Raw genomic sequence first — 21,328 nt, 5'->3', positions numbered from 1 at the left:
TCGGAGCATGCCGCAGCGAAAAGCGGCTGGATGAACGGTTGATAAATTCAGAAAAGGCCGACTACGCGCGGGGAAAAAACACGAAAAACCAACCCGAAAAGCCACACACAAAAGCGACACAGCTGATTGCAGCAACCACTCTCAAATAAAAATCGCTCTCATCCTTGCCCGATTTCCAGACATGGCCGTCATGGTTAATAGAACCCTTATTACGCAGGATTTCCCATGTCGCGCCTTGCTCGTCCCTTGCATCCACTGGCTTTGTCTGTGGCGATGGCTTTTGCCGCTGTGCCGTTGCTGACTGTCCAGAACTCCTTCGCTGAAGAGAGCACCGTGCGCGGTTTTTCGATTCCCGCCGGTGACCTGAGCCAGGCGCTCAATAGCCTGGCCGAGCAGGCGGGCCTGGTGCTGGCCTTCGATGCGAGCCTGACGCGGGGCAAGCGCAGCAACGGTTTGAGTGGGCAATACGACACCGAGGCCGCACTCAATCAATTGCTCGCCGGCAGCGGCCTGCAGGCCTTGAAGATCTCCGCCGACCGCTATCGCCTCGAAGTCATACCGGATAACGGCGGGGCGATGGAGCTGCAGGCCACCACCATCAGCGGCGCGTACCAGGCCGAGAGCCCTACCGGTCCGGTGTCCGGTTACGTGGCCACGCGCAGCTTGTCGGGCACCAAGACCGACACCGCGCTGATCGAAACCCCGCAGTCGATCTCCATCGTCACCAAAGACCAGATGCGTGCACAGAACGCCGAGAGCCTCAACCAGATCCTGCGCTACAGCGCCGCCGTAATCCCGGAGACGCGTGGCGCCACCGCGTCGCGTCTTGACCAACTAACTATCCGGGGTTTCGCCCCGGCCACTTACCTTGACGGCCTGCGCATGCCTTCCAGCCGTGACGCCTTGCCGCAAAAGGATGCGTTTGACCTGGAGCGCGTCGAAGTCCTGCGCGGCCCGGCCTCAGTGCTGTATGGCCAAGGCACGCCGAGCGGGGTGATCAATATGGTCAGCAAGCGCCCGCTGGACACGCCGTTCCATGAGGTGGGCGTGGAATACGGCACCTTCAACAAGAAGCGTACGACCTTCGACTTGAGTGGTCCGCTGGATGATCAAGGTGTGTATTCCTACCGTGTGGCCGGGCTTTTCGACGATGCCGATGGCCAGGTGGACCACACAGAGACGCGCCGCCAGTCGCTGTCCAGCGCCTTCACCTGGCGCCCGGACGACGCCACCTCGCTGACCTTGCTCGGGCATTTCCAGAAAGACCCCAAGGGCGCGTCCTACGGTTCGGTGCCGGCCTGGGGATCGGTGTTGCATAGCCCGACCGGGCGCAAGATCGATGTGGATTTTTATGACGGTGAGAAGAGTTTCGAGAAGAGTGACCGCGAGTATTACTCGATCGGCTGGGCGTTTGAGCACCAGTTTGATGACGTGTGGACCGTACGCCAGAATGCCCGCTACCTGCGCACCGAAGGTCGTTATCGCAGCCTCTACAGCAACATCCTGTTATCGGATTACCGCACCATTCAGCGTTCAACCATTGCCAGCGATGTGGACATGGATGCCTACACGCTCGACAACCAGTTACAGGCCAAATTTGATACCGGGCCGTTGCAGCACACGTTGCTGATGGGGCTGGACTATCAGAACACCAGCACCGACACGCTCTCCGCCTCGGGTGTCTACAAAGCCGGGCCAACCCTGGATATTTTTGATCCGGTCTACGGCGCAGCGGCCCCGGTGCCGGCGTATACCACCGACGGTACGTCGCGTAGCGAACAGACCGGTGTCTACCTGCAGGAACAGATGAAGTGGGACAAGTGGGTGCTGTTGTTGGGCGGTCGCTATGACTGGGCCAGCACCGATAACAGCACTCAAACCATCAGCAGCGGTGCCAAGAGCAAGTCGTCGCTGGACAGCAAGGCCTTCACCGGCCGAGTTGGCCTGGTTTACCTCTTCGATAATGGCTTGGCGCCGTATGCCAGTTACGCGGAGTCGTTCAATCCGCAATCTGGCACGGGGTATGGCGGCTCGGTGTTCAAACCGACCGAAGGCAAACAGTATGAGGTCGGCATCAAGTACCAGCCGCCGGGCAGCAACAGTTTTATCACCGCAGCGATCTTCGACCTGCGCCAGACCAATGTGCTGACCACCGACCCGGACCCCACCCACCTGTGCGGCAGCGGGCGTTGCCAGAGCCAGGACGGCGAGGTGCAATCCCGGGGCTTTGAACTGGAAGGCAAGGCCAGCCTCAACGATAACCTGGACATCACCGCGGCCTACGCTTACCTGGATAACCGCATCAGCAAGTCCAACAACACGGTGCGCTATTCGCCCATCGGTGATATTGGCGTAGGTCCGAACCTTGCCGCCGAAGGCACCACCACCTACGCGATCCCGCGCCACACTGCCTCGGCGTGGGCTGACTACACCTTCCACGATGGCGACCTCAAAGGCTTCGGTGTCGGGGCGGGCGCGCGTTATGTCGGGTCTTCCTGGGGGGATACCGCGAACACGCTCAAGGTACCGGGCTACACGCTGTTTGACGCGGCGGTGCATTACGACATCCCGAACATCGCCAACCTCAAGGACAACCTGCGTTTGGCCCTGAACGCTACCAACCTGGCGAATAAAGAGTATGTCGCCTCCTGTTACTCCTATTCCTGGTGCTGGTACGGCTCACAGCGCACCGTGCAAGCCAGCGCCACTTACCAATGGTGATAGCCAACCGATAAGGCAATTTAATGGCCCCTTTGTAACCAAATCCTCGCCAGAATCACGTTTATTTTCAGGTGGTTAGGGTAGGGATACACATGCGCAACGTTGGAATCATGCTGATCGCCTGCTCCCTGGCCGGCGGCGCGGCTGCCGTGCAGGCACGGGAGCTGCGCGAGGGTGACAAGTACATGTGCAGTTGGGGCGCCGGCACCGCCGCCAGGGCCCAGGAGCTCAAGCTGTCGGGGGTGTCGCTGTACGCCGCGCGGCAGAAGATCCAGACCATTAAGTTCAACAAGTCCTGGATGCGCATGATGGCCATGGGCATTACCGAACAGACCTACGACAGCCGCTCACGGCTCAAGCCCGAGGCGATTCGTCAGAGTTTCTATCAGGACTGCGTGCGCTACAAAGTTGCGCGTAAATGACCCCGACGAACAATCGCGTCTTCCAACGGAGGCCAGTATGCAAACGCTAATCCGCGCGGCGACGCAGGACGACATCGACACGCTGTTCCATATCCGCACCTCGGTGGTGCAAAACCATTTAAGCGTCGAGCAGATGGCGGAGCTGGGTATCACGCCGCAAGTGCTCGCGGACAGTATTCGTGACGCACCTTGCGCATGGGTCGCCGAAGTGGATGGTCGGCCTGTCGCCTTTGCCATGGTCAACCTGGCCGAGGGCGAGGTATTTGCGCTGTTCGTGTTGCCGACTCACGAGAACCTGGGATTGGGCCGCCAACTGATGGCAGTGGCCGAAGCCGCGCTGTTTGAGCACCACGACAGGCTGTTCCTGATTACCGATGGTCGCGACGAAATACGCGCCAACGGGTTTTACCAACGGCTGGGCTGGACCGTGGTCGGTAAGGTCGAGGGTCACGATGTGCGTTACGAGAAGAGTAGGGCGCATTAGGTCATAAAGTATGGTCTCTGCTTGATCTGACAGCCGTGTTTATAAGCGGGAGTATTGGCGGTAGTTGCACCAAAAAGTGGCACTCATCTAACTCGCGACCTTAAAAAACATGTGGTTATTGAATGACTTACAACGCTTCTAATCCGACGAAAGGATTAAAATAATCTTGTTACCCCTTTTCTCTATCGTTATTATGACCGGGCGTTCACCTCCCACGGTTTATGCATTTTTAAATCCCAAGTTTCCATCAGCTACTTGGGATTTTTTTTGCCTGCAATTTGAGCTTGCCGTCACACGTCACCGTTGGCGAACTCCGCGCGCATCCGCCCGTTGCGCTTGGCTTGGTACAGCAACTTGTCGACCTCTTCGACAAAATCCAGCATCGAGCTATCGGGTTTCACGATTCGCGTGCCGACGCCCAGGCTCAACGTCAGCGAATTCGATACTGCCGAATAACCATGCTCGATCTGTTGCTGGCGGATCAGATGCAGGCAGCGTTGCGCCACCTGCCTGGCCGACGCTGGATCGGTGTCCGGCAACAACCACACAAACTCTTCGCCGCCGATACGTGCAATGAAATCCCGTGGCCGGTTGGCGGCTTGCGACAGCGTGTGTGCAACTTGGCGCAGGCACTCGTCGCCCTTGATATGCCCGTAATGGTCGTTGTACTGCTTGAAAAAATCGATATCCAGAATGATAAGCGACAGGGGCAACTGGCTGCGCTGGGCGCTGGCCCATTCGCGCTCCAGCACGGTGTCGAACATGCGCCGGTTGGCGATGCCGGTCAGACCGTCCTGGTAGGAATATTCCTCAAGTTGTTTTTGCAGGCGCACCAAATGTTCTTCGGTCTTCTTGCGTTCGCTGATGTCGAACATGAAGCCAATCAGCGATTCGACTTCGCCGTTCTTGCGTACCACATGCACCACATCGCGGATCCACACATAGTCGCCGTTCACCGTCAGCGCTCTGTAATCCGCCTCGTGGTCCACCCCGGCGCGGGATTGCGATACGCAGAAATCCACGACGTATTCACGGTCGTCCGGGTGCATGCGTTCGACCCAGTCGTTTACGTTGGCCCAACTTTGCGGGGTCCAGCCGAGCAACGTCTCGATCTGCGGGCCGATATAGCTGAACGTCATGGTCTGCCAGTCGATGCGCCAGGGGATGGCCTTTGTCGACTCCAGCAGGGTCCTGTACACGTCGCCGTCGGGTCGGCTGGGAGGATCGATACTCATGGCAGGCTGCTCGGTGATGGCTAAATGCCAAGAGCGTCTTGTGATCGACCACCGGAGTCAAGCGCTCGTTGCGACGGCAGACAAGAGGATAGCGTCATCGCTTCCCAACAAGGGGGGTATATGCGCACCGAGATCAAAGCCGCACTCCATGGCTATAGGGCGGTTGATCGCAGAATTACAGCCGACGCACAAATGACTTAACGATATGCCGTGTAGCATCCGTGGTATCCAAGTCATCAATCGCCCCATACGGATGCCACTGGCAGTCGGTTATTTCATTGCAGGGCTTTGCTTCGCCGATGTTCACTACAGATGCCTCGAACACATGATGAACCGTGTCACGAGCCTTCAATTCCTGCAGATAGAGCAAGCCGTCCACGCTCAGGCCGGTTTCCTCTTCCAGCTCGCGCTCGGCGGCGCCGACCGGGCGTTCGTTGCGTTCGACCTTGCCTCCGGGCAAGGCCCATTTCGACCTGGCCTTGCGCACGAAAAGGATATTGCCTTCGTGCTCGCAGATGACCGTTGCGCGTATTTTCATCGTCTGTGCCCCCGCAGAGGAATGAATGTCATAAAAGTGTAATGCAATTGTCATGCTAACTGCTTATGGCGCTGACGGGTGGGGATGTGGATACTGCCCGCTTGATAAAAAACGGACGAGGAGAGCAGATGAGCACCGTACGCTGGGGCATGATCGGCTGTGGCAGTGTCACTGAAGTGAAGAGTGGACCGGCTTTCTACAAAGCGCCAGGTTCTGCGTTGGTGGCGGTGATGGGGCGTCGTGAAGCCGCGGTGCGTGATTATGCGGCACGCCACGGCATTGCCCGTTTCTACACCGACGCTCAAGCCCTGATCAACGACCCCGAAGTGGACGCCGTGTACATCGCCACGCCGCCTGACAGTCACCTTGAATACAGCCTGATGGTGGCCGCCGCCGGCAAGCATTGCTGCGTCGAGAAACCCATGTCGCTGAATGCCGAGCAGAGCGCGTTGATGCAGCGTACCTTCGAGCGCGCCGGGCTGCATTTGTTTGTCTCCTACTACCGCCGTTCGCTGCCGCGCTTCCAGCAGGTGCGCGATTGGTTGCGGGACGGGCGCATCGGCGAGCTGCGCCACCTCACCTGGACGCTGTGCAAGCCACCGAGCGCCGATGACGCCAGTGCCGCCAACTGGCGTACGGACCCAGCCGTTGCCGGTGGCGGTTACTTCGCCGACCTGGCCAGCCATGGGTTCGACCTGTTCCAATACCTGGCCGGGGATATCATCGAAGTCTCAGGCTTTACCGCGCGCCAGGCCGGGCACTATGCGGCCGAGGATGCCGTGACGGCGTGCTGGACCTTCAGTTCGGGCGCGATGGGCATGGGCTGCTGGAATTTTGTCGCGGACCGACGTGAAGACTTGGTCGAACTGATCGGCAGCCGCGGGCGCATCCAGTTTTCGGTCTTTGAGGACCAGCCCCTGCGCCTTGAAGGGGAGGTCGACGAAGTACTGGAAGTAGCGTGCCACGCGCATATCCAATGGCACCACGTGTTGGCGATGAACGCGCATATCCGTGGTGAAGCCGAGCATCCGTCACTGGCGATCGAAGCGTTGAAGACTGATCGGATCCTGGACAAGGTACTACAACGTAACCCCAACCATCCCGGGCAACCGCGATAGGATTTTTGCTTTTTCCAAGGAACAGACGGATGAAATACTGGATGGCGTTGTGGCTGGTGCTGGCCACCAGCGCGATGGGGGCTGCGCGTAGTCAAGGCACGCCTGGCGAGTTTGATTTTTACGTATTGTCGTTGTCATGGTCCCCGACGTTCTGCCTGACTCATCCGGACAATGAGCAGTGTTCGGGCAAGGGCTACGGTTTTGTCTTGCACGGCCTGTGGCCGCAATACGCGCGGGGAGGGTGGCCGGCTTCGTGCTCGCCGCAGTCGCGGTTGAGTCGCGAAGACATCGAAAAAGGCGCGGCACTGTTCCCGACCCGTTCGCTGCTCAGGCACGAATGGGCCAAGCATGGCACTTGCACGGGGCTGGAACCGTCGGCTTATCTGGAAAAAACCGATGCAGCGCTGGGTGTCGTGAGCATTCCAGAGCAACTGCAGCCGTTCAATACGCCGCCCTCGTTGCCGGCGCGTGAGATAGAGGCATTGTTCCGCGAGAGCAACCCGCGCATGGGCAACCATGGGCTGGCGGTGATCTGCAAAGGCAAGGTGCTGTCGGAAGTGCGTGTGTGCCTGACCAAGGACCTGGCATTCGCCGGCTGCCCGCGCAGCGTGAAAACCCAGTGCCGTGACGGCGATATCCGCATTCCTGCACAGCGCTAGGGCAGCATCGCCACGCGATAGCGCTCGTCAAAATCCTCGGCCAACTGCGCCAGCGTGACCTCGCCCAGGCGCTCCAGCAGCAGCGCCTGGGCTTGCTCGAACGCATCCGTGAGCGCGGCGTTCACCGCCTGTTCCACCAGGCATCGCGGATGGTCGGTGGACAGCCCGATGGCAAATATCGAGGGCGTGCCCAGGGCGTTGTGAATCTCCAGCAACGTGATATCACTCAACGGCTTGCCCAGGCACCAGCCGCCTTGGTGGCCTTTTTCCGAGCGTACGTAACCTTTTTCCTTGAGCAGCCCGAGCGTGCGTCGCACCACCACCGGGTTGGTGCCGAGCATCTGCGCGATGGTTTCGGACGTCGCGCGTTCTTCGTGGCGACCCATATGGATCAACACATGGAGCATGCGCGAAAGGCGCGTGTCGTTTCTCATCAACAAACCTCTGATCGATTCGCTTGAAAGTATCCTTCGTAACCCGAAAAGTTGCGAGACTCTTGACGGGGTATTTTTATGTAACTTATGGTGTGTCGTGAAAGCGCCCGGACAACCGGGGCACACAGCAGGGGTCATTTTCATGATGTACGACGTGATTATCGTGGGCGGCAGCTACGCCGGCCTGTCGGCGGGCCTGCAATTGGCACGGGCGCGGCGCCAGGTGCTGATGATCGATGCGGGTCAGCGGCGCAACCGTTTCGCCGCCACCTCCCACGGTTTTCTTGGTCAGGACGGCCAGGCGCCGGAGTTCATCGCCGCAGAAGGGCGCCGCCAACTGATGGAATATCCAACGGTCACGTGGCTGCAAGACAGCGTCGTGCAGACGGCCGAACAGGCGCAGGGTTTCAGCGTTCGCACCGAACATAACGGGACGTTGCAGGGCAAGCGCTTGATCCTCGCCACGGGTGTGGTCGACGACTTGCCGGATATCGACGGCCTCAAGGAGCGTTGGGGTAAGCGAGTGTTCCATTGCCCGTACTGTCACGGCTACGAGCTGGACAGCGGCCGCATCGGCGTCCTGGCTACGTCATCCCTGGCCATGCACCACGCATTGATGCTGCCGGACTGGGGCACCACCACGTTGTTCACCAACGGCGTGTTCACACCCGATACCGAGCAACAGGCGCAGTTGGACCGACGTGGCGTCAGCGTGCAAAGCGGTGCCGTACGGCGCATCAGCGGTGAGCGCGCCGACCTGGAATTGGATGACGGCCGGGTGTTCAACCTCGACGGTATCTTCACTATGTCTCGCACGCGCATCAGCCCGTTGGCCGAGCAATTGGGCTGTGGGATGACCGACGGCCCGACCGGACCTTATCTGCACACCAATGACATGCGCCAGACCTCCGTGCCCGGCGTGTTTGCCTGTGGCGATACCTCCCTCGCCGCCGGTTCCGTCGCGCTGGCCGTGGCCGAGGGCGTGCGCGCCGGGGTGGGCGCACACGTTTCGTTGATCAACGGTTAGCAGATCTCCCACAAAGAGATTCGTCAGCTTCTTAAGATGCGTAGATACCTGAGGGGCATTTTCTTCAATACCCCGGACGACAGGCCCGGTACCGTGGGGCCATCGCTACTCGTTCGGATAAAAAGGAACTGCAATGAGCCTGATCATTTCCATGGCGGCCTTCGCGCTGGCCACTTCCATCACACCGGGCCCGGTCAATGTGGTGGCGCTGAGTTCGGGGGCGCGCTTCGGCTTTGTCGCCAGCCAGAAACACGTGTTCGGCGCCGCCGTGGGCTTCACGTTGCTGCTGGTGCTGATTGGCCTGGGCTTGCATGAAGTGCTGGTGCGCTGGCCGATCCTGACCCAATTGATCCAATGGGGCGGCGTGGCCTTCCTGCTGTACATGGCCTGGAAGCTGGCAGTGGACAATGGCCGGCTGGACGCCGAGGGTACGGCCACCGCGCCGTCGATGCTCTACGGCGCGATCATGCAGTGGCTCAACCCAAAGGCGTGGCTGGCCTGCGTGGCGGGCATGGGGTTGTTTGTAGCTGACGGCGACGCCGCGCAAGTGTGGCTGTTTGCGGCACTCTACCTGGTGATCTGCTACCTGTCGGTGGCCTGCTGGGCCTATGCCGGCACGTTCCTGCGCCGCTACCTGAGCAACCCCCGTGGCGTGCGGTTGTTCAACCGCTCGATGGCCGCGTTGCTGGTGGCCAGTGTGGGTTATTTGCTGACGGCGTGAGCCGGTCGCGGTATTGCCCCGGCGTGGCGGCAAAATGCTGTTTGAAGGTGCGTTGAAAGTGCGCCTGATCGGCAAAGCCTGCGGCCAGGGCCACATCGGCGATCAGTTCGCCCTGGCGCAATTGCGCGCGGGCAAACTGGATACGCTGGTTGACCAGAAATGCGTGCGGCGTGAGCCCGTAATACTGCTTGAACGCGCGGATCAGGTACGACGGCGACAGCTCGGCAGCCAGGCAGATATCTTCCAGTTTCAGCGCCTGGGTGCAGTGTTCGCGGATGTACTGTGCGGCGCGCTCCAGCTTGTGGTTTACCTCACGCATCGGGGTGTCGGAGGGGTTAAGGCGCTGTTGCACCTCGGTGAAGTAACTCACCAACGCGCTCTGTTTTTGCAGGTGTTCGGCCTGTTCATCCACCAGTATCCGATACAACGCCAGCAGCCCGTCGTACAGCACCTTGTCCTGGGTGTAGGGCGTGCTGAATGGCCGGTAACCCAGGTCAGTGCTGAAACCCAGCTGGTGCTGCAAATCCGTCAGCCAAGGGGTGTCGAGGTACAGCATCTGATAGGACCATGCCTCGTTGGCGATGGGATTGCAGGCGTGCACGTCGCCGGGGTTCATCAGCACCACCGTGCCGGCGCTGATCTGGAAGGTGTCCGCGCCGTAGTGGTAATAGCTTCTGCCGGTGGTGATCGCACCGATGGAAAAATGCTCGTGAGCATGACGGGTATAAGTGACCTTGCGCCCGTCGACAATGGTGCGCGCTTCGATGTACGGCAGCCCGGCGTCGCGCCAGAAGCGGGGCGCCGTGGGGCTTGCGGGCAAGGTCATGGCGCGGCGCTCCAAGCGGAAGGGGTGCCCAGCGTCATACAAAACCGCCTCGGGTTCAAGGCCTCACAGGGCAGCCATGGCCATACGGTGCAAATACTCGGCCCAGGGGTCTTCGCCGTTGCCGAGTTGATCCAGGGTCAGCGGCACGGTGGATTGTTCGCGCAGCGCTGCCGCCCGTTGAAAGAAATGTTGCTCGACAATGATCGCCGCCAACGCCTTGGAGCGCGGCGAGTCGAAGCTGCGCGGTATCCGCTGCCCCTGAGCGTCCACCTGCGGCAACGTGTCGACGTCTGGCAATACGGGCGCCAGTTGGCTGATCCTGAGGCCGGGCCAGCGCTGTTCACTGTCACTTTTTGCCGGCTCAACCCCATCGGCGTAAGCCGGCCAATGAAAACCCAGGTTAGACACATCCTGCCCGGTTGCCGCGGCGGCCTGCATCAGGGCGGCATAGTCAAGGTCATGGCGCGGCCGCAGCAGCAGGTATTTGGGGAAGCACTCGTACACATGGCGGTCGCCGTAATAACTGACGCACAGGATCAGGCCGAATGGCCCCACCGGCTCGGCGCCCGTGCGCAAGGCAAAAAAGTGGATGCGCCCAAACTCGATCGCTTCGCGTCGCAGCAATGACAGCTGCGGCAGGCTGTTCTGCAGGTATTCCTTATAGGCCGATTGCAACTGTTGCAGATCCTGCGCAAAGCGTTGCGCGAAAACCTGGCTGAAGGGCGTGAGCTGATGAAACTGCTGCGCCATGTCGCTGTATTTGATGGTCGGGCTGGAGGAGTGCCAATGGGGCGAATCCGCTTCCAGGCGGTTGGCCATGTAGAGGTCGACGAACGAGAATTTTTTGCCGGTGTGCACATTTTCAAAGCGCTTGTCCTCGGCGAACACCGAGTCCCGGGGCAGCCACATCAGCACCAGGTCCGTCAGCTGGCGATTGTCCGGCCAGACTTTTTGCAAGGCCTGCAATGCGACCTCGCGTTGGGTCAGGATCGGGCTGGCGAACGCTTCCAGGGCGCGGCTCAGGCGCGCCCGCAGATCGTTTAGCGCGCTAATCGCCAGGTTGGACTCGGCACTGCTGTAGCGCGCCTGGCGCGTGATGACGCCATTGACCACGGCCCACATGCGGATGGGAGGCAAGGCGTGAACGCCGTCCAGAAACGTTGCCCAGCCTCCGCGCGGCGGCAGGTATGCCTGATACATGATTTCGTCATGGCTCAATTGGCGCGCCGCACCCGGCACGCGCTGTTCCAAGTACGTGGCATATTGCTCGAACAGAATCCAGGCCTGGGTGCTCAGGAACGGCATGGAATCAGGAATCGCGCGTACCAGCAGGTGCGGGGCCTGGCCGCACAACATCAGGTGGGCGGCGAGGGCGGCAGCACCAGGGGCCAGGCGCAAGCTGCTTTCCAGTTGCCGGCGTACATAGGCTACCGACTCGCCCCAGAAGTCGGCAGCCGACCAGTCCAGGTGGTGAATACGATTGGGGTGTGCGCCCGCCGTCGGGTCCAGGCTCAGGATCAAGGCCGCCCACAGGAGTGCGCTGCGACTGGCGGCGGGGCTGGTGTCGCTGCCATGCCACTGGATGCTGCGCTGCAATTGGCCGGCGAGTTGCTGGGCGCGTGGCGTGGCGATCAGGCGGATCATCAGCAAATCCGCTTCGGCGCGGATGTCCTCAGGGGATTTGTCTCCCAGCACGGGGGCCGCCAGGTAGCTGAACAAACCCTGTTCGGGGTCGGGAACGAACCCCTGGCTGAGCACCAGCACCCGCAGCCGGTCGGCCTCCGATAGGATCCACCCGCTGGGTTGCGCCGGGTGAGCCGGCTTGAGCCCGCGCCAGTAGTCGCTTTCGTGCAGGCGTTGCGGCGCGCTGATGGACCAGAGTTGCGCGGTCAGCCGCACTTCATCCAGTGTTGTCGGCACCAACACCTTGTACAGGCGCAGCGCCTGGCTCAGGCTCACGGCCTTGTTGGTGCGCAACTGCCCGCCCATGCGCGCGGCCAGCACGATCAGTGGGCGCATTTGCGACGCGAGTTTGGGATCGGCCATCACCGCGCCCGTGATCATCTTCCATTGGCCGTCCAGCCCATGGGCGCCAATTCCGCTGACTACGCTCAACAGCACATGGCTGGCGGGGTCGATGTGTTCCTGTTGGCGGATTTTTACAAATTCGGCCTGCTCAACCAGTGCCTGCAGCTTGCGGCGACCCGGTTCAAGGATCACTGGCAGGCGCTCCGGGTCTACGGCAATGACCCTGTCCAGGCCGTCTGGGCCGGTCAGCCGACCGTGGCGCAGCACCGCGTAGAGCGCTTTGCGAATGACATGACGGTCGTTGCGCAAACCGATGTATTGATTCTGGATATACCGCTCATCCAGGCTACGGGCGGCGGCATAAAGTGTCGGCGCCTGTGTGATCGGCCACTGGCGCAGCCGCGTGATCAGCGCCGCAATTTCGGTGTTGCTCACGGCGCGCTCGATGCCGTAGGCCTGCAGCAGACCCGCCAGGCTCACGCTGTGGTCCAGATAGAGATCGGTGCCCGCTTTTTCGGCCAGGCTCAGCAACCTGCGCCAGAGCACATCAGGGACCTGGGGCAGCCATTCACGCACTTGAGTCACGTCCTCCACAGCGGCGGGCAGGCTGCAGATCAGCTGTTTGCGGTGGTCGAAAAAGTAATCGCCGTCGACCTCGACAACGGTGTCTTCGACGATGCTTTTGAGCAACTGCGCAGCGTCCACCAGGGTGCGCGCCAGCAACGAGCCCGACGTTAACTGCATGCGCGTCTTGTACAGCGTGAAGCTGTCAAGGTCTGGCAGGGCCTGCAGGGCATCGGCCAATTGCCGGTAGTCGCGTTGCTGGTTGAGCAGCTCGTCGTGGATCAACGAGCGGCTCAGCCCCATGTCGTCAATGCCAGGGAAGGCCCCCAGCGCGCGCAGTTCCTCGGCGATCACCTCCACTTGCAAACGGTTGGCGGGCATCGGGTAGCCGTGAAACGCCAGCACCCGGTCCAGGGGCAGGCTGCGTTCGGGATTGCTCACCCGGTCGCCCAGGTAGGGAAGGCCCAGCTCGGCGGGGTCGAGTAACTGCGCGATAAAAATGATCGGGTTGGCGACGACCCACCATCCCGAGGCGTCCGCCAGGGTAAAGCGCTGAGGCGAGGTCTGCCCATGGGGTGTGGCCTGCAGCACACTATTGCAGACCGACATTGTGTTGAAGTCCAGGCCCCGTCGATCCGCCCATTCGACGAAATCCCGTTGGTTGAACGCTTTGCTGAAGACGTCGCCCCACTGCCCCAGCAAGGACAGTTCGGATACTTTGACGGGCGTGTGTGCCGCCGGTGCTGGCGCACCTGGGGTGGTTTTCAGCACCGGCAGCAACTGGGCGATCAGTTCCTTGTCGCCTTGCACGCGAAGGTCGTCGCGCTCGCGCAGTTCAGCGGAAGAGAAGCTGGCTTGAGGCGTCGGCAACGTGGCGCCGGAGAGGTCTTCAGTGGAAAGCAGTGCGTAGGGTTCGTCCATGGGGTGCAGCGTCCTGTAGAAACGTAGACCCCGATGGTTGCGCAGCCAGCGGGCCTGACGACAGCAGGCCCGTCATTGAATGCCGTGGCTTGCTTCAGCCACGGTCGTAAGGCGTCAGGCGCTCCGTCAGGCCGGTGCCAAAAAGGCGGCTTCCAGCAACTGCCGCGTATACGCATGCTGCGGATCGGCAAATATCGCCCGCGCATCACCTTGCTCCACCACTTGCCCCTGCTTGACCACCATCAACTGATGGCTCAGCGCCTTTACCACCGCCAGATCATGGCTGATAAACAGGTAGGTCAGGTTGTACTTGGCCTGCAAGCTGCGCAGCAGTTCCACCACCTGGCGTTGCACCGTGCGGTCCAGCGCCGAGGTGGGTTCGTCGAGCAGGATCAGGCGCGGCTTGAGCACCAGCGCGCGGGCGATGGCGATGCGTTGGCGCTGGCCACCGGAGAACTCGTGGGGGTAGCGATTGCGCGACTCCGGGTCGAGGCCCACCTCGTTGAGCGCGGCGATGATCGCCGCTTCCTGTTCGGCCGGCGTGCCCATTTTATGAATGCGCAAGCCTTCGCCGACAATCTCGCTGACGCACATGCGCGGGCTCAGACTGCCGAACGGGTCCTGGAACACCACCTGCATTTCCCGGCGCAGCGGGCGCACCTGTTGCTGGGTCAGCGTGTCCAGTTGCTGGCCTTCGAAGCGAATACCGCCCTTGCTGGCGATCAAGCGCAGGATCGCCAGGCCCAGGGTGGATTTGCCCGAGCCGCTTTCGCCGACGATGCCCAGGGTTTGCCCCTGGGGCAGGCTGAAATTGATGCCGTCCACCGCCTTGACGTAATCGACGGTGTTGCGCAAAAAGCCCTTCTTGATCGGGAACCACACCTTCAGGTCATCGACTTCCAGCAGCGCTGGCCCGACTGCATTGGCGGCCGGCCCGCCGCTCGGTTCCGCCGCCAACAGTTCCTGGGTATACGGGTGCCGGGGCGACTTGAACAGCGTCTCGCAGTCGGCCTGCTCAACGATGCAACCCTTTTGCATCACGCACACGCGGTGGGCGATACGCCGCACCAGGTTCAAATCATGGCTGATCAGCAGCAGCGCCATGCCCAGCCGCGCCTGCAACTCCTTGAGCAATTCCAGGATCTTCAACTGCACCGTCACGTCGAGCGCGGTGGTGGGTTCATCGGCGATGAGCAATTCCGGCTCATTGGCCAGCGCCATGGCAATCATCACCCGCTGGTGTTGGCCGCCGGACAATTCGTGGGGCAGCGCCTTGAGACGCTTGTGCGGCTCGGGGATGCCTACCAATTCCAGCAACTCCAGGGTGCGCCGGGTGGCAACCTTGCCGGTGAGCCCCTTGTGCAGCCCCAGCACTTCGTTGATCTGCTTCTCGATGTTGTGCAGCGGGTTCAGCGAGGTCATCGGCTCCTGGAAGATCATCGCGATGCGGTTGCCGCGAATGTGGCGGATGGTTTTTTCCTTGAGGGTCAGCAAATCCTGCCCGGCGTAGTTGATGCTGCCGGATGGATGCCGCGCCAGCGGGTAGGGCAGCAGGCGCAGGATCGAGTGGGCGGTCACCGATTTGCCCGAGCCGCTTTCACCCACCAGCGCAATGGTTTCGCCGCGCTTGATATCGAAGCTGACATTGTTGACCACGCGATGGTGATGCTCGCCCGTGACGAACTCGACGCTGAGGTCGCGGATTTCGATCAGATTGTCCTGATTCATCTCATTTCCTCGGGTCGAAGGCATCGCGAGCGGACTCGCCGATAAACACCAGCAAGCTCAGCATGATCGCCAGCACGGCAAAGGCACTCATGCCCAGCCAGGGCGCCTGCAGGTTGGATTTGCCCTGGGCCACCAGCTCACCCAGGGACGGCGAGCCGGCCGGCAAGCCAAAGCCGAGGAAGTCCAGGGCGGTCAGGGTACCGATGGCGCCGGTGAGAATGAACGGCATGAACGTCATGGTCGAGACCATGGCGTTGGGCAGGATATGCCGGAACATGATCGCGCCGTTCTGCATGCCCAGGGCCCTGGCGGCGCGCACGTATTCCAGGTTGCGCCCGCGCAGGAATTCTGCGCGCACCACGTCCACCAGGCTCATCCAGGAGAACAGCAGCATGATCCCCAGCAGCCACCAGAAGTTGGGCTGCACGAAGCTGGCAAGGATGATCAGCAGGTACAGCACCGGCAACCCGGACCAGATCTCCAGAAAGCGCTGCCCGGCCAGGTCGACCCAACCGCCGTAAAAACCCTGCAAGGCCCCGGCGATCACGCCGATGATCGAGCTGAGCACCGTGAGGGTCAGGGCAAACAGCACCGACACGCGAAAACCGTAGATTACCCGCGCCAGCACATCGCGGCCCTGGTCATCGGTGCCCAGCAGGTTGACGCTGGAGGGCGGCGCAGGCGCTGGCACCTTGAGGTCGTAGTTGATGCTCTGGTAGCTGAACGGGATTGGCGCCCACAGGGTCCAGGCGTTTTTGGCCTTGAGCAGTTCCTGGATATACGGGCTCTTGTAGTTGGCCTCCAGCGGGAATTCGCCGCCAAAGGTGGTCTCCGGGTAGCGCTTGAGCGCCGGGAAATACCAGCCATTGTCGTAGTGCACCACCAGCGGCTTGTCATTGGCGATCAGCTCGGCGCCCAGGCTCAGCCCGAACAGAATCAAAAACAGCCACAGCGACCACCAGCCACGCTTGTTGGCCTTGAAACGCTCGAACCGACGGCGATTGAGGGGGGACAGATTCATCTCAATGCTCCCGGCTGCCAAAGTCGATACGCGGATCGACCAGGGTGTAGGTGAGGTCGCCGATCAGTTTCACGATCAGCCCCAGCAGCGTGAAGATAAACAGCGTGCCGAACACTACCGGGTAGTCGCGGTTGATCGCGGCTTCAAAGCTCATCAGGCCCAGGCCATCGAGGGAGAAGATCACTTCCACCAGCAACGAGCCGGTGAAAAAAATCCCGATGAATGCCGACGGGAAGCCCGCGATCACCAACAGCATGGCGTTGCGGAACACGTGGCCGTACAGCACGCGATGGTTGGTCAGGCCCTTGGCTTTGGCGGTGACCACGTACTGCTTGTTGATCTCGTCGAGGAAGCTGTTCTTGGTCAGCAGGGTCATGGTGGCGAAGTTGCCGATCACCAATGCCGTGATGGGCAGCGCCAGGTGCCAGAAATAATCGAGAATCTTGCCGCCCCAGCTCAGTTCGTCGAAGTTGTTCGACGTCAGCCCACGCAAGGGGAACCAGTCAAAGTAACTGCCGCCGGCAAACACCACGATCAACAAAATTGCGAACAGGAACGCCGGGATCGCATAGCCGACGATGATTGCCGAGCTGGTCCATACGTCGAAATGACTGCCGTGCCGCGTGGCCTTGGCGATGCCCAGGGGGATCGACACCAGGTACATGATCAGCGTGCTCCATAACCCGAGGGAGATGGACACCGGCATCTTTTCCTTGATCAGGTCGATGACCTTGGCGTCACGGAAAAAACTGTCGCCAAAATCCAGCTGGGCGTAGTTCTTGACCATGATCCACAAGCGTTCCGGCGCCGATTTGTCGAAGCCGTACATCGTTTCGATTTCCTTGATCAGCGCCGGGTCCAGGCCCTGGGCGCCACGGTAGCTGCTGGAACCGGCCACCGAGACCTCGGCACCGCCGCCGGCGATACGGCTGGTGGCGCCCTCGAAGCCTTCGAGCTTGGCGATCATCTGCTCCACCGGGCCACCGGGGGCGGCCTGGATGATCACGAAGTTGATCAGCAGGATCCCGAACAGCGTGGGGATGATCAGCAACAGGCGGCGAACGATATAGGCCAGCATTCAATCGCCTCCCTTCGCCGGCTCGGCGCTTTCGGTGGTGTCCAGGGAAACCGCCGGCTTGACGTTGGGTTTGACCCACCAGGTGGCGGTACCGACGTCGTAGCGTGGCGGGACTTTCGGATGGCCCAGGTGATCCCAGTACGCAACGCGGAAGGTCTTGATGTGCCAGTTCGGAATCACGTAGTAGCCGAACTGCAGCACGCGATCCAGCGTCCTGGCATGGGCCACCAGGCTTTTGCGCGAGTCGGCGTCGATCAACTGTTCCACCAGTTGGTCGACGGCCGGGTCCTTGAGGCCCATGTAGTTGCGGCTGCCGGGTTTGTCGGCGCTGGAGGACTTCCAGAATTCGCGTTGCTCGTTACCCGGCGAGGTGGACTGCGGGAAACTGCCCACCATCATGTCGAAGTCCCGCGAGCGAATACGGTTAATGAACTGCGAGACGTCCACCCGGCGGATCACCAGGTCAATGCCCAGGTCGGCCAGGTTGCGCTTGAACGGCAGCAGGATACGCTCGAACTCGGTCTGCGCCAGCAGGAACTCGATGACCACCGGTTTGCCGTCGGTGTCGACCATCTTGTCGTCCTTGATACGCCAGCCGGCTTCCTGCAGCAGTTGGTAGGCCTCGCGCTGCTGAGTGCGGATCATGCCGCTGCCGTCGGTTTTGGAAGGCTCGAAGGTCTCGGTGAAGACTTCGGATGGGATCTTGTCGCGCAGCGGCTCGAGGATCTTCAGTTCATCCGGGCCGGGCAGGCCGGTGGCAGCCATCTCGGAGTTTTCGAAGTAACTGCGGGTGCGCGTATAGGCGCCGTTGAACAACTGTTTGTTGCTCCACTCGAAATCCAGCAACAGGCTGATGGCCTTGCGCACGCGCACGTCCTGGAACATCGGCTTGCGCATATTGAACACAAAACCCTGCATCCCGGTCGGGTTGCCGTTGGGGATTTCTTCCTTGATCAAGCGGCCTTCGGCCACTGCCGGGATGTTGTAGGCGTTGGCCCAGTTCTTGGCGCTGAACTCCAGCCAGTAATCGAATTGTCCGGCCTTCAAGGCTTCGAGGGACACGGTGCTGTCGCGGTAATAGTCGGTGATGCGGTTATCGAAGTTATAGAAACCCTGGGTGACCGGCAGGTCCTTGGCCCAGTAATCCTTGACCCGCTCGTAACGGATCATGCGCCCAGGCTTGACCTCGGCCACCTTGTACGGCCCGCTGCCCAGCGGTACTTCGAGGTTGCCCTTGGCGAAATCACGGGTGGCCCACCAATGCTTGGGCAATACCGGCAACTGGCCGAGGATCAACGGCAGCTCGCGGTTGTTGGTGCGCTTGAACTTGAACAGCACCTTCAGCGGGTCTTCGGCGATCACTTCGTCGACGTCGGCATAGTAAGTGCGGTAGATCGGCGAACCTTCCTTGATCAGTTCCTGGAAGGTAAACACCACGTCTTCGGCGCGGATGGGGTGGCCGTCATGGAAACGCGCTTCGGGGCGCAGATAGAAGCGCACCCAACTGTTGTCCGGGGCTTTTTCGATCTTGCCGGCGACCAGTCCGTATTCGGTGATCGGCTCGTCCAGGCTTTGCATGGCCAGGGTGTCGTAGATCAGGCCGATGTTGTCGGCCGGTACGCCCTTGCTGATCCACGGGTTGAGGCTGTCGAAGCCGCCCATGGCCGACTCGCGGAAGGTGCCGCCCTTGGGCGCGTCCGGGTTGACGTAGTCGAAGTGCTTGAAGTCGGCGGGGTACTTGGGCGGTTCGTTGTACAGCGTCAGCGCATGTTGCGGAGCGGCCTGGGCCGCAGTGCACAGCAACAGGCTGCCAAGCAGTGCGTTGCGCAGATGCATCATTGGGCTTTCTCCGAGGCTTTCAGCCACCATGCACTCAGGCCCAGGCTGTAGGGCGGCGTGGTGACAAAGGCGAACCGGTTGCGGTACGCCAGGCGATGATAATTGAGGTACCAGTTGGGAATGCTGTAGTGCTGCCACAGCAGCACCCGGTCCAGTGCGCGGCCGGCGGCCAGTTGTTCTTCGCGGGTCTGCGCCGCCAGCAGTTGTTCGAGCAAGTGATCGACTACCGGGTTGGCAATGCCTGCATAGTTCTTGCTGCCCTTGATCGCGGCCTGGCTGGAGTGGAAGTACTGCCACTGCTCCAGGCCTGGGCTGAGGGTCTGGTTGAGGGTAATCAGGATCATGTCGAAGTCGAATTGATCCAGGCGCTGTTTGTACTGGGCGCGGTCGACGGTGCGCAGGCGCGCGTCGATACCGATGCTGATCAGGTTCTCGACGTAGGGTTGCAGAATGCGCTCCAGGTTCGGGTTGACCAGCAGGATCTCGAAGCGCAGCGGTTGCCCCTCCTTGTTCAGCAGGCGCTGCCCGGACAGCTTCCAGCCGGCTTCGCCGAGCAGGGCGAGGGCGCGGCGCATGGTCTCGCGGGGGATGCCGCGGCCATCTGTGCGGGGCAGGCTGAAGGCTTGGGTAAACAGCTCGGCCGGCAATTGTTCGCGGTAGGGGGAAAGCATCAGCCATTCATGGCCCACCGGCAGGCCGGTCGCTGAAAATTCGCTGTTGGGGTAGTAGCTCAGGGTGCGTTTATAGGCATTGCTGAACAGGGTGCCATTGGTCCACTCGAAGTCGAACATCAGCCCCATGGCTTCGCGCACCTTGGTCTGGTTGAAGGCCGGCCGTCGGGTGTTCATGAACAGGCCCTGGCTTTGGGTCGGGATCTGGTGGGCAATCTGCGCCTTGATCACCTCGCCCCGGTTCACCGCGGGGAAGTTGTAGCCATTGGCCCAGTTCTTGGCCTGGTGCTCGATGTAGATATCGAACTCGCCGGCCTTGAAGGCTTCGAAGGCCACGTCGCTGTCGCGATAGAATTCCACTTCGACCTTGTTGTAGTTATAGAAACCCTGGTTGACCGGCAGGTCCTTGCCCCAGTAGTCCTTGACCCGTTCGAATACCAATTGCCGGCCAGGGGTGACCTTGCTGATGCGGTACGGTCCGCTGCCCAGGGGCGGTTCGAAAGTAGTGGCCTTGAAATCGCGGTTTTTCCAGTAATGCTGGGGCAATACCGGCAGCTCGCCCAGGCGCAGGATCAGCAACGGGTTGCCGGCACGCTTGAACACAAAGCGGATGCGGTGACGGTTGAGGATATCGACCCGTGCCACTTCCTGCAGGTTGGTGCGGTACTGCGGGTGACCTTCGGTCAGCAGGGTGCGGTAGGAAAACGCCACGTCATAGGCGGTGATCGGCTTGCCATCGTGGAAGCGCGCCTGCGGGCGCAGGTTGAACACCACCCAACTGCGGTCCTCGCTGTACTCCACCGACTGGGCGATCAGCCCATAGCTGGAGGTGGGTTCGTCGCCGGACGGTGCGTACTGGCCAGTGCCGACCATCAACGGCTCGTTCAGCTCATTGACGCCGTATTGCAGGAAATTGGGGGTTGAGACCGGGCTTGAGCCCTTGAAGGTATAGGGGTTGAGCGTATCGAAGGTGCCAAAGGCCATCACCCGCAATGTTCCGCCTTTCGGCGCTGCGGGGTTTACCCAATCGAAGTGGGTGAATTTGGCCGGATACTTGAGCCTGCCGAACTGCGTATAACCGTGGCTCTCGGTAATCGTCGCGTTCGCAGCAAAGCTCAAGGCCAGACTTATTAGTAGAAGGAGGGGACGCTTCAAGTCAGAGATCCGATCCAGGCGGCTTGGGCTTTATGATCGGTACAGTAACAGCTTGTTCCGGTTGGAAAAAGGTCGTTGGAGGCGCAGGTCAAGGCTGGCGCTGTATTGAGTCCTGTGGAGATCAAGTGTGGGAGCTGG

Annotated in this window: 17 protein-coding genes; 7 read left to right on the top strand and 10 right to left on the bottom strand. The window is 61.0% G+C overall.

Annotation, left to right across the window (positions count from 1 at the left end; genetic code table 11):
• The first annotated feature begins 225 nt into the window (after window positions 1-225).
• The 3 genes from BLL36_RS16670 to BLL36_RS16660 all read left to right on the top strand — a co-directional run bounded on the left by BLL36_RS16670 (window position 226) and on the right by BLL36_RS16660 (window position 3,627).
• Complete coding sequence (locus tag BLL36_RS16670; RefSeq protein ID WP_076952481.1) at window positions 226-2,721, top strand: TonB-dependent siderophore receptor; 2,496 nt, start codon at window positions 226-228, stop codon at window positions 2,719-2,721.
• 92 nt (window positions 2,722-2,813) lie between these two features.
• On the top strand, window positions 2,814-3,143 hold the full coding sequence (locus tag BLL36_RS16665; RefSeq protein WP_026139966.1) for a hypothetical protein: 330 nt from the start codon (window positions 2,814-2,816) through the stop codon (window positions 3,141-3,143).
• Window positions 3,144-3,180: 37 nt separating this feature from the next.
• Complete coding sequence (locus BLL36_RS16660) at window positions 3,181-3,627, top strand: GNAT family N-acetyltransferase (RefSeq protein ID WP_076952480.1); 447 nt, start codon at window positions 3,181-3,183, stop codon at window positions 3,625-3,627.
• A 290-nt stretch (window positions 3,628-3,917) separates the two neighbouring features.
• On the opposite strand, the gene BLL36_RS16655 is transcribed toward BLL36_RS16660, so the two are convergent.
• Window positions 3,918-4,862: a sensor domain-containing diguanylate cyclase gene (locus tag BLL36_RS16655; RefSeq protein ID WP_076952479.1), complete on the bottom strand. Its 945-nt coding sequence runs from the start codon at window positions 4,860-4,862 to the stop codon at window positions 3,918-3,920.
• Window positions 4,863-5,037: 175 nt separating this feature from the next.
• Entirely contained in the window at window positions 5,038-5,400 is a 363-nt protein-coding gene (locus tag BLL36_RS16650) for an NUDIX hydrolase (protein WP_076952478.1), read from the bottom strand.
• A 128-nt stretch (window positions 5,401-5,528) separates the two neighbouring features.
• On the opposite strand from BLL36_RS16650, the gene BLL36_RS16645 reads away from it, so the two are divergent.
• The gene (locus tag BLL36_RS16645; protein WP_076952477.1) at window positions 5,529-6,518 is read left to right on the top strand and encodes a Gfo/Idh/MocA family protein; all 990 of its coding nucleotides are present in this window, start codon (window positions 5,529-5,531) and stop codon (window positions 6,516-6,518) included.
• A gap of 29 nt (window positions 6,519-6,547) precedes the next feature.
• Entirely contained in the window at window positions 6,548-7,177 is a 630-nt protein-coding gene (locus BLL36_RS16640; RefSeq protein WP_076952476.1) for a ribonuclease T2 family protein, read from the top strand.
• Here BLL36_RS16640 and BLL36_RS16635 read toward each other — a convergent pair.
• The gene (locus BLL36_RS16635) at window positions 7,174-7,611 is read right to left on the bottom strand and encodes an Rrf2 family transcriptional regulator (protein ID WP_076952475.1); all 438 of its coding nucleotides are present in this window, start codon (window positions 7,609-7,611) and stop codon (window positions 7,174-7,176) included. The two genes, BLL36_RS16640 and BLL36_RS16635, sit on opposite strands and share 4 nt — an antisense overlap.
• Before the next feature lie 142 nt (window positions 7,612-7,753).
• Here BLL36_RS16635 and BLL36_RS16630 point away from each other — a divergent pair, with 142 nt between their 5' ends.
• Window positions 7,754-8,638, top strand: a complete 885-nt coding sequence (locus tag BLL36_RS16630; protein ID WP_076952474.1) for an NAD(P)/FAD-dependent oxidoreductase — start codon at window positions 7,754-7,756, stop codon at window positions 8,636-8,638.
• Window positions 8,639-8,771: 133 nt separating this feature from the next.
• Window positions 8,772-9,359, top strand: a complete 588-nt coding sequence (locus BLL36_RS16625; RefSeq protein ID WP_076952473.1) for a LysE family translocator — start codon at window positions 8,772-8,774, stop codon at window positions 9,357-9,359.
• Here BLL36_RS16625 and BLL36_RS16620 read toward each other — a convergent pair.
• The 7 genes from BLL36_RS16620 to BLL36_RS16590 all read right to left on the bottom strand — a co-directional run bounded on the left by BLL36_RS16620 (window position 9,301) and on the right by BLL36_RS16590 (window position 21,190).
• Window positions 9,301-10,185 (bottom strand): AraC family transcriptional regulator, encoded by an 885-nt coding sequence (locus tag BLL36_RS16620; RefSeq protein ID WP_076952472.1) that lies wholly within the window; start codon window positions 10,183-10,185, stop codon window positions 9,301-9,303. The two genes, BLL36_RS16625 and BLL36_RS16620, sit on opposite strands and share 59 nt — an antisense overlap.
• A gap of 63 nt (window positions 10,186-10,248) precedes the next feature.
• A complete protein-coding gene (locus BLL36_RS16615; RefSeq protein WP_076952471.1) occupies window positions 10,249-13,698 on the bottom strand; it encodes a hypothetical protein in 3,450 nt (1,149 codons plus the stop codon).
• Window positions 13,699-13,824: 126 nt separating this feature from the next.
• Complete coding sequence (locus BLL36_RS16610; RefSeq protein ID WP_076952470.1) at window positions 13,825-15,426, bottom strand: ABC transporter ATP-binding protein; 1,602 nt, start codon at window positions 15,424-15,426, stop codon at window positions 13,825-13,827.
• Window position 15,427: 1 nt separating this feature from the next.
• On the bottom strand, window positions 15,428-16,447 hold the full coding sequence (locus BLL36_RS16605) for an ABC transporter permease (protein WP_076952469.1): 1,020 nt from the start codon (window positions 16,445-16,447) through the stop codon (window positions 15,428-15,430).
• 1 nt (window position 16,448) lies between these two features.
• Window positions 16,449-17,525 carry a microcin C ABC transporter permease YejB gene (locus tag BLL36_RS16600; RefSeq protein WP_076952468.1) on the bottom strand — a complete coding sequence of 359 codons (1,077 nt, stop codon included), beginning with the start codon at window positions 17,523-17,525 and terminating at the stop codon, window positions 16,449-16,451.
• The gene (locus BLL36_RS16595) at window positions 17,526-19,364 is read right to left on the bottom strand and encodes an extracellular solute-binding protein (RefSeq protein ID WP_076952467.1); all 1,839 of its coding nucleotides are present in this window, start codon (window positions 19,362-19,364) and stop codon (window positions 17,526-17,528) included.
• Window positions 19,361-21,190, bottom strand: coding sequence for an extracellular solute-binding protein (locus BLL36_RS16590; RefSeq protein ID WP_076952466.1), 1,830 nt, complete (start codon window positions 21,188-21,190; stop codon window positions 19,361-19,363). The genes BLL36_RS16595 and BLL36_RS16590 overlap by 4 nt, the downstream gene beginning before the upstream one ends.
• Window positions 21,191-21,328: the final 138 nt, after the last annotated feature.

Origin of the sequence: Pseudomonas cedrina subsp. cedrina (genome assembly GCF_001983175.1) — a bacterium.
Lineage (GTDB): Bacteria > Pseudomonadota > Gammaproteobacteria > Pseudomonadales > Pseudomonadaceae > Aquipseudomonas > Aquipseudomonas cedrina.
The sequence above is the reverse complement of the archived record's forward strand: the minus strand, read 5'-3'. Positions and strand labels throughout refer to the sequence as shown.

What these genes read in the sequence shown, in the direction of transcription:
- BLL36_RS16610 (WP_076952470.1), bottom strand. Translation starts at nt 15,426, where the DNA reads ATGAATCAGGACAATCTGATCGAAATCCGCGACCTCAGCGTCGAGTTC.
- BLL36_RS16605 (WP_076952469.1), bottom strand. Translation starts at nt 16,447, where the DNA reads ATGAATCTGTCCCCCCTCAATCGCCGTCGGTTCGAGCGTTTCAAGGCC.
- BLL36_RS16630 (WP_076952474.1), top strand. Translation starts at nt 7,754, where the DNA reads ATGATGTACGACGTGATTATCGTGGGCGGCAGCTACGCCGGCCTGTCG.
- BLL36_RS16645 (WP_076952477.1), top strand. Translation starts at nt 5,529, where the DNA reads ATGAGCACCGTACGCTGGGGCATGATCGGCTGTGGCAGTGTCACTGAA.
- BLL36_RS16615 (WP_076952471.1), bottom strand. Translation starts at nt 13,698, where the DNA reads ATGGACGAACCCTACGCACTGCTTTCCACTGAAGACCTCTCCGGCGCC.
- BLL36_RS16650 (WP_076952478.1), bottom strand. Translation starts at nt 5,400, where the DNA reads ATGAAAATACGCGCAACGGTCATCTGCGAGCACGAAGGCAATATCCTT.
- BLL36_RS16600 (WP_076952468.1), bottom strand. Translation starts at nt 17,525, where the DNA reads ATGCTGGCCTATATCGTTCGCCGCCTGTTGCTGATCATCCCCACGCTG.
- BLL36_RS16625 (WP_076952473.1), top strand. Translation starts at nt 8,772, where the DNA reads ATGAGCCTGATCATTTCCATGGCGGCCTTCGCGCTGGCCACTTCCATC.
- BLL36_RS16655 (WP_076952479.1), bottom strand. Translation starts at nt 4,862, where the DNA reads ATGAGTATCGATCCTCCCAGCCGACCCGACGGCGACGTGTACAGGACC.
- BLL36_RS16670 (WP_076952481.1), top strand. Translation starts at nt 226, where the DNA reads ATGTCGCGCCTTGCTCGTCCCTTGCATCCACTGGCTTTGTCTGTGGCG.
- BLL36_RS16595 (WP_076952467.1), bottom strand. Translation starts at nt 19,364, where the DNA reads ATGATGCATCTGCGCAACGCACTGCTTGGCAGCCTGTTGCTGTGCACT.
- BLL36_RS16640 (WP_076952476.1), top strand. Translation starts at nt 6,548, where the DNA reads ATGAAATACTGGATGGCGTTGTGGCTGGTGCTGGCCACCAGCGCGATG.
- BLL36_RS16665 (WP_026139966.1), top strand. Translation starts at nt 2,814, where the DNA reads ATGCGCAACGTTGGAATCATGCTGATCGCCTGCTCCCTGGCCGGCGGC.
- BLL36_RS16620 (WP_076952472.1), bottom strand. Translation starts at nt 10,185, where the DNA reads ATGACCTTGCCCGCAAGCCCCACGGCGCCCCGCTTCTGGCGCGACGCC.
- BLL36_RS16635 (WP_076952475.1), bottom strand. Translation starts at nt 7,611, where the DNA reads ATGAGAAACGACACGCGCCTTTCGCGCATGCTCCATGTGTTGATCCAT.
- BLL36_RS16660 (WP_076952480.1), top strand. Translation starts at nt 3,181, where the DNA reads ATGCAAACGCTAATCCGCGCGGCGACGCAGGACGACATCGACACGCTG.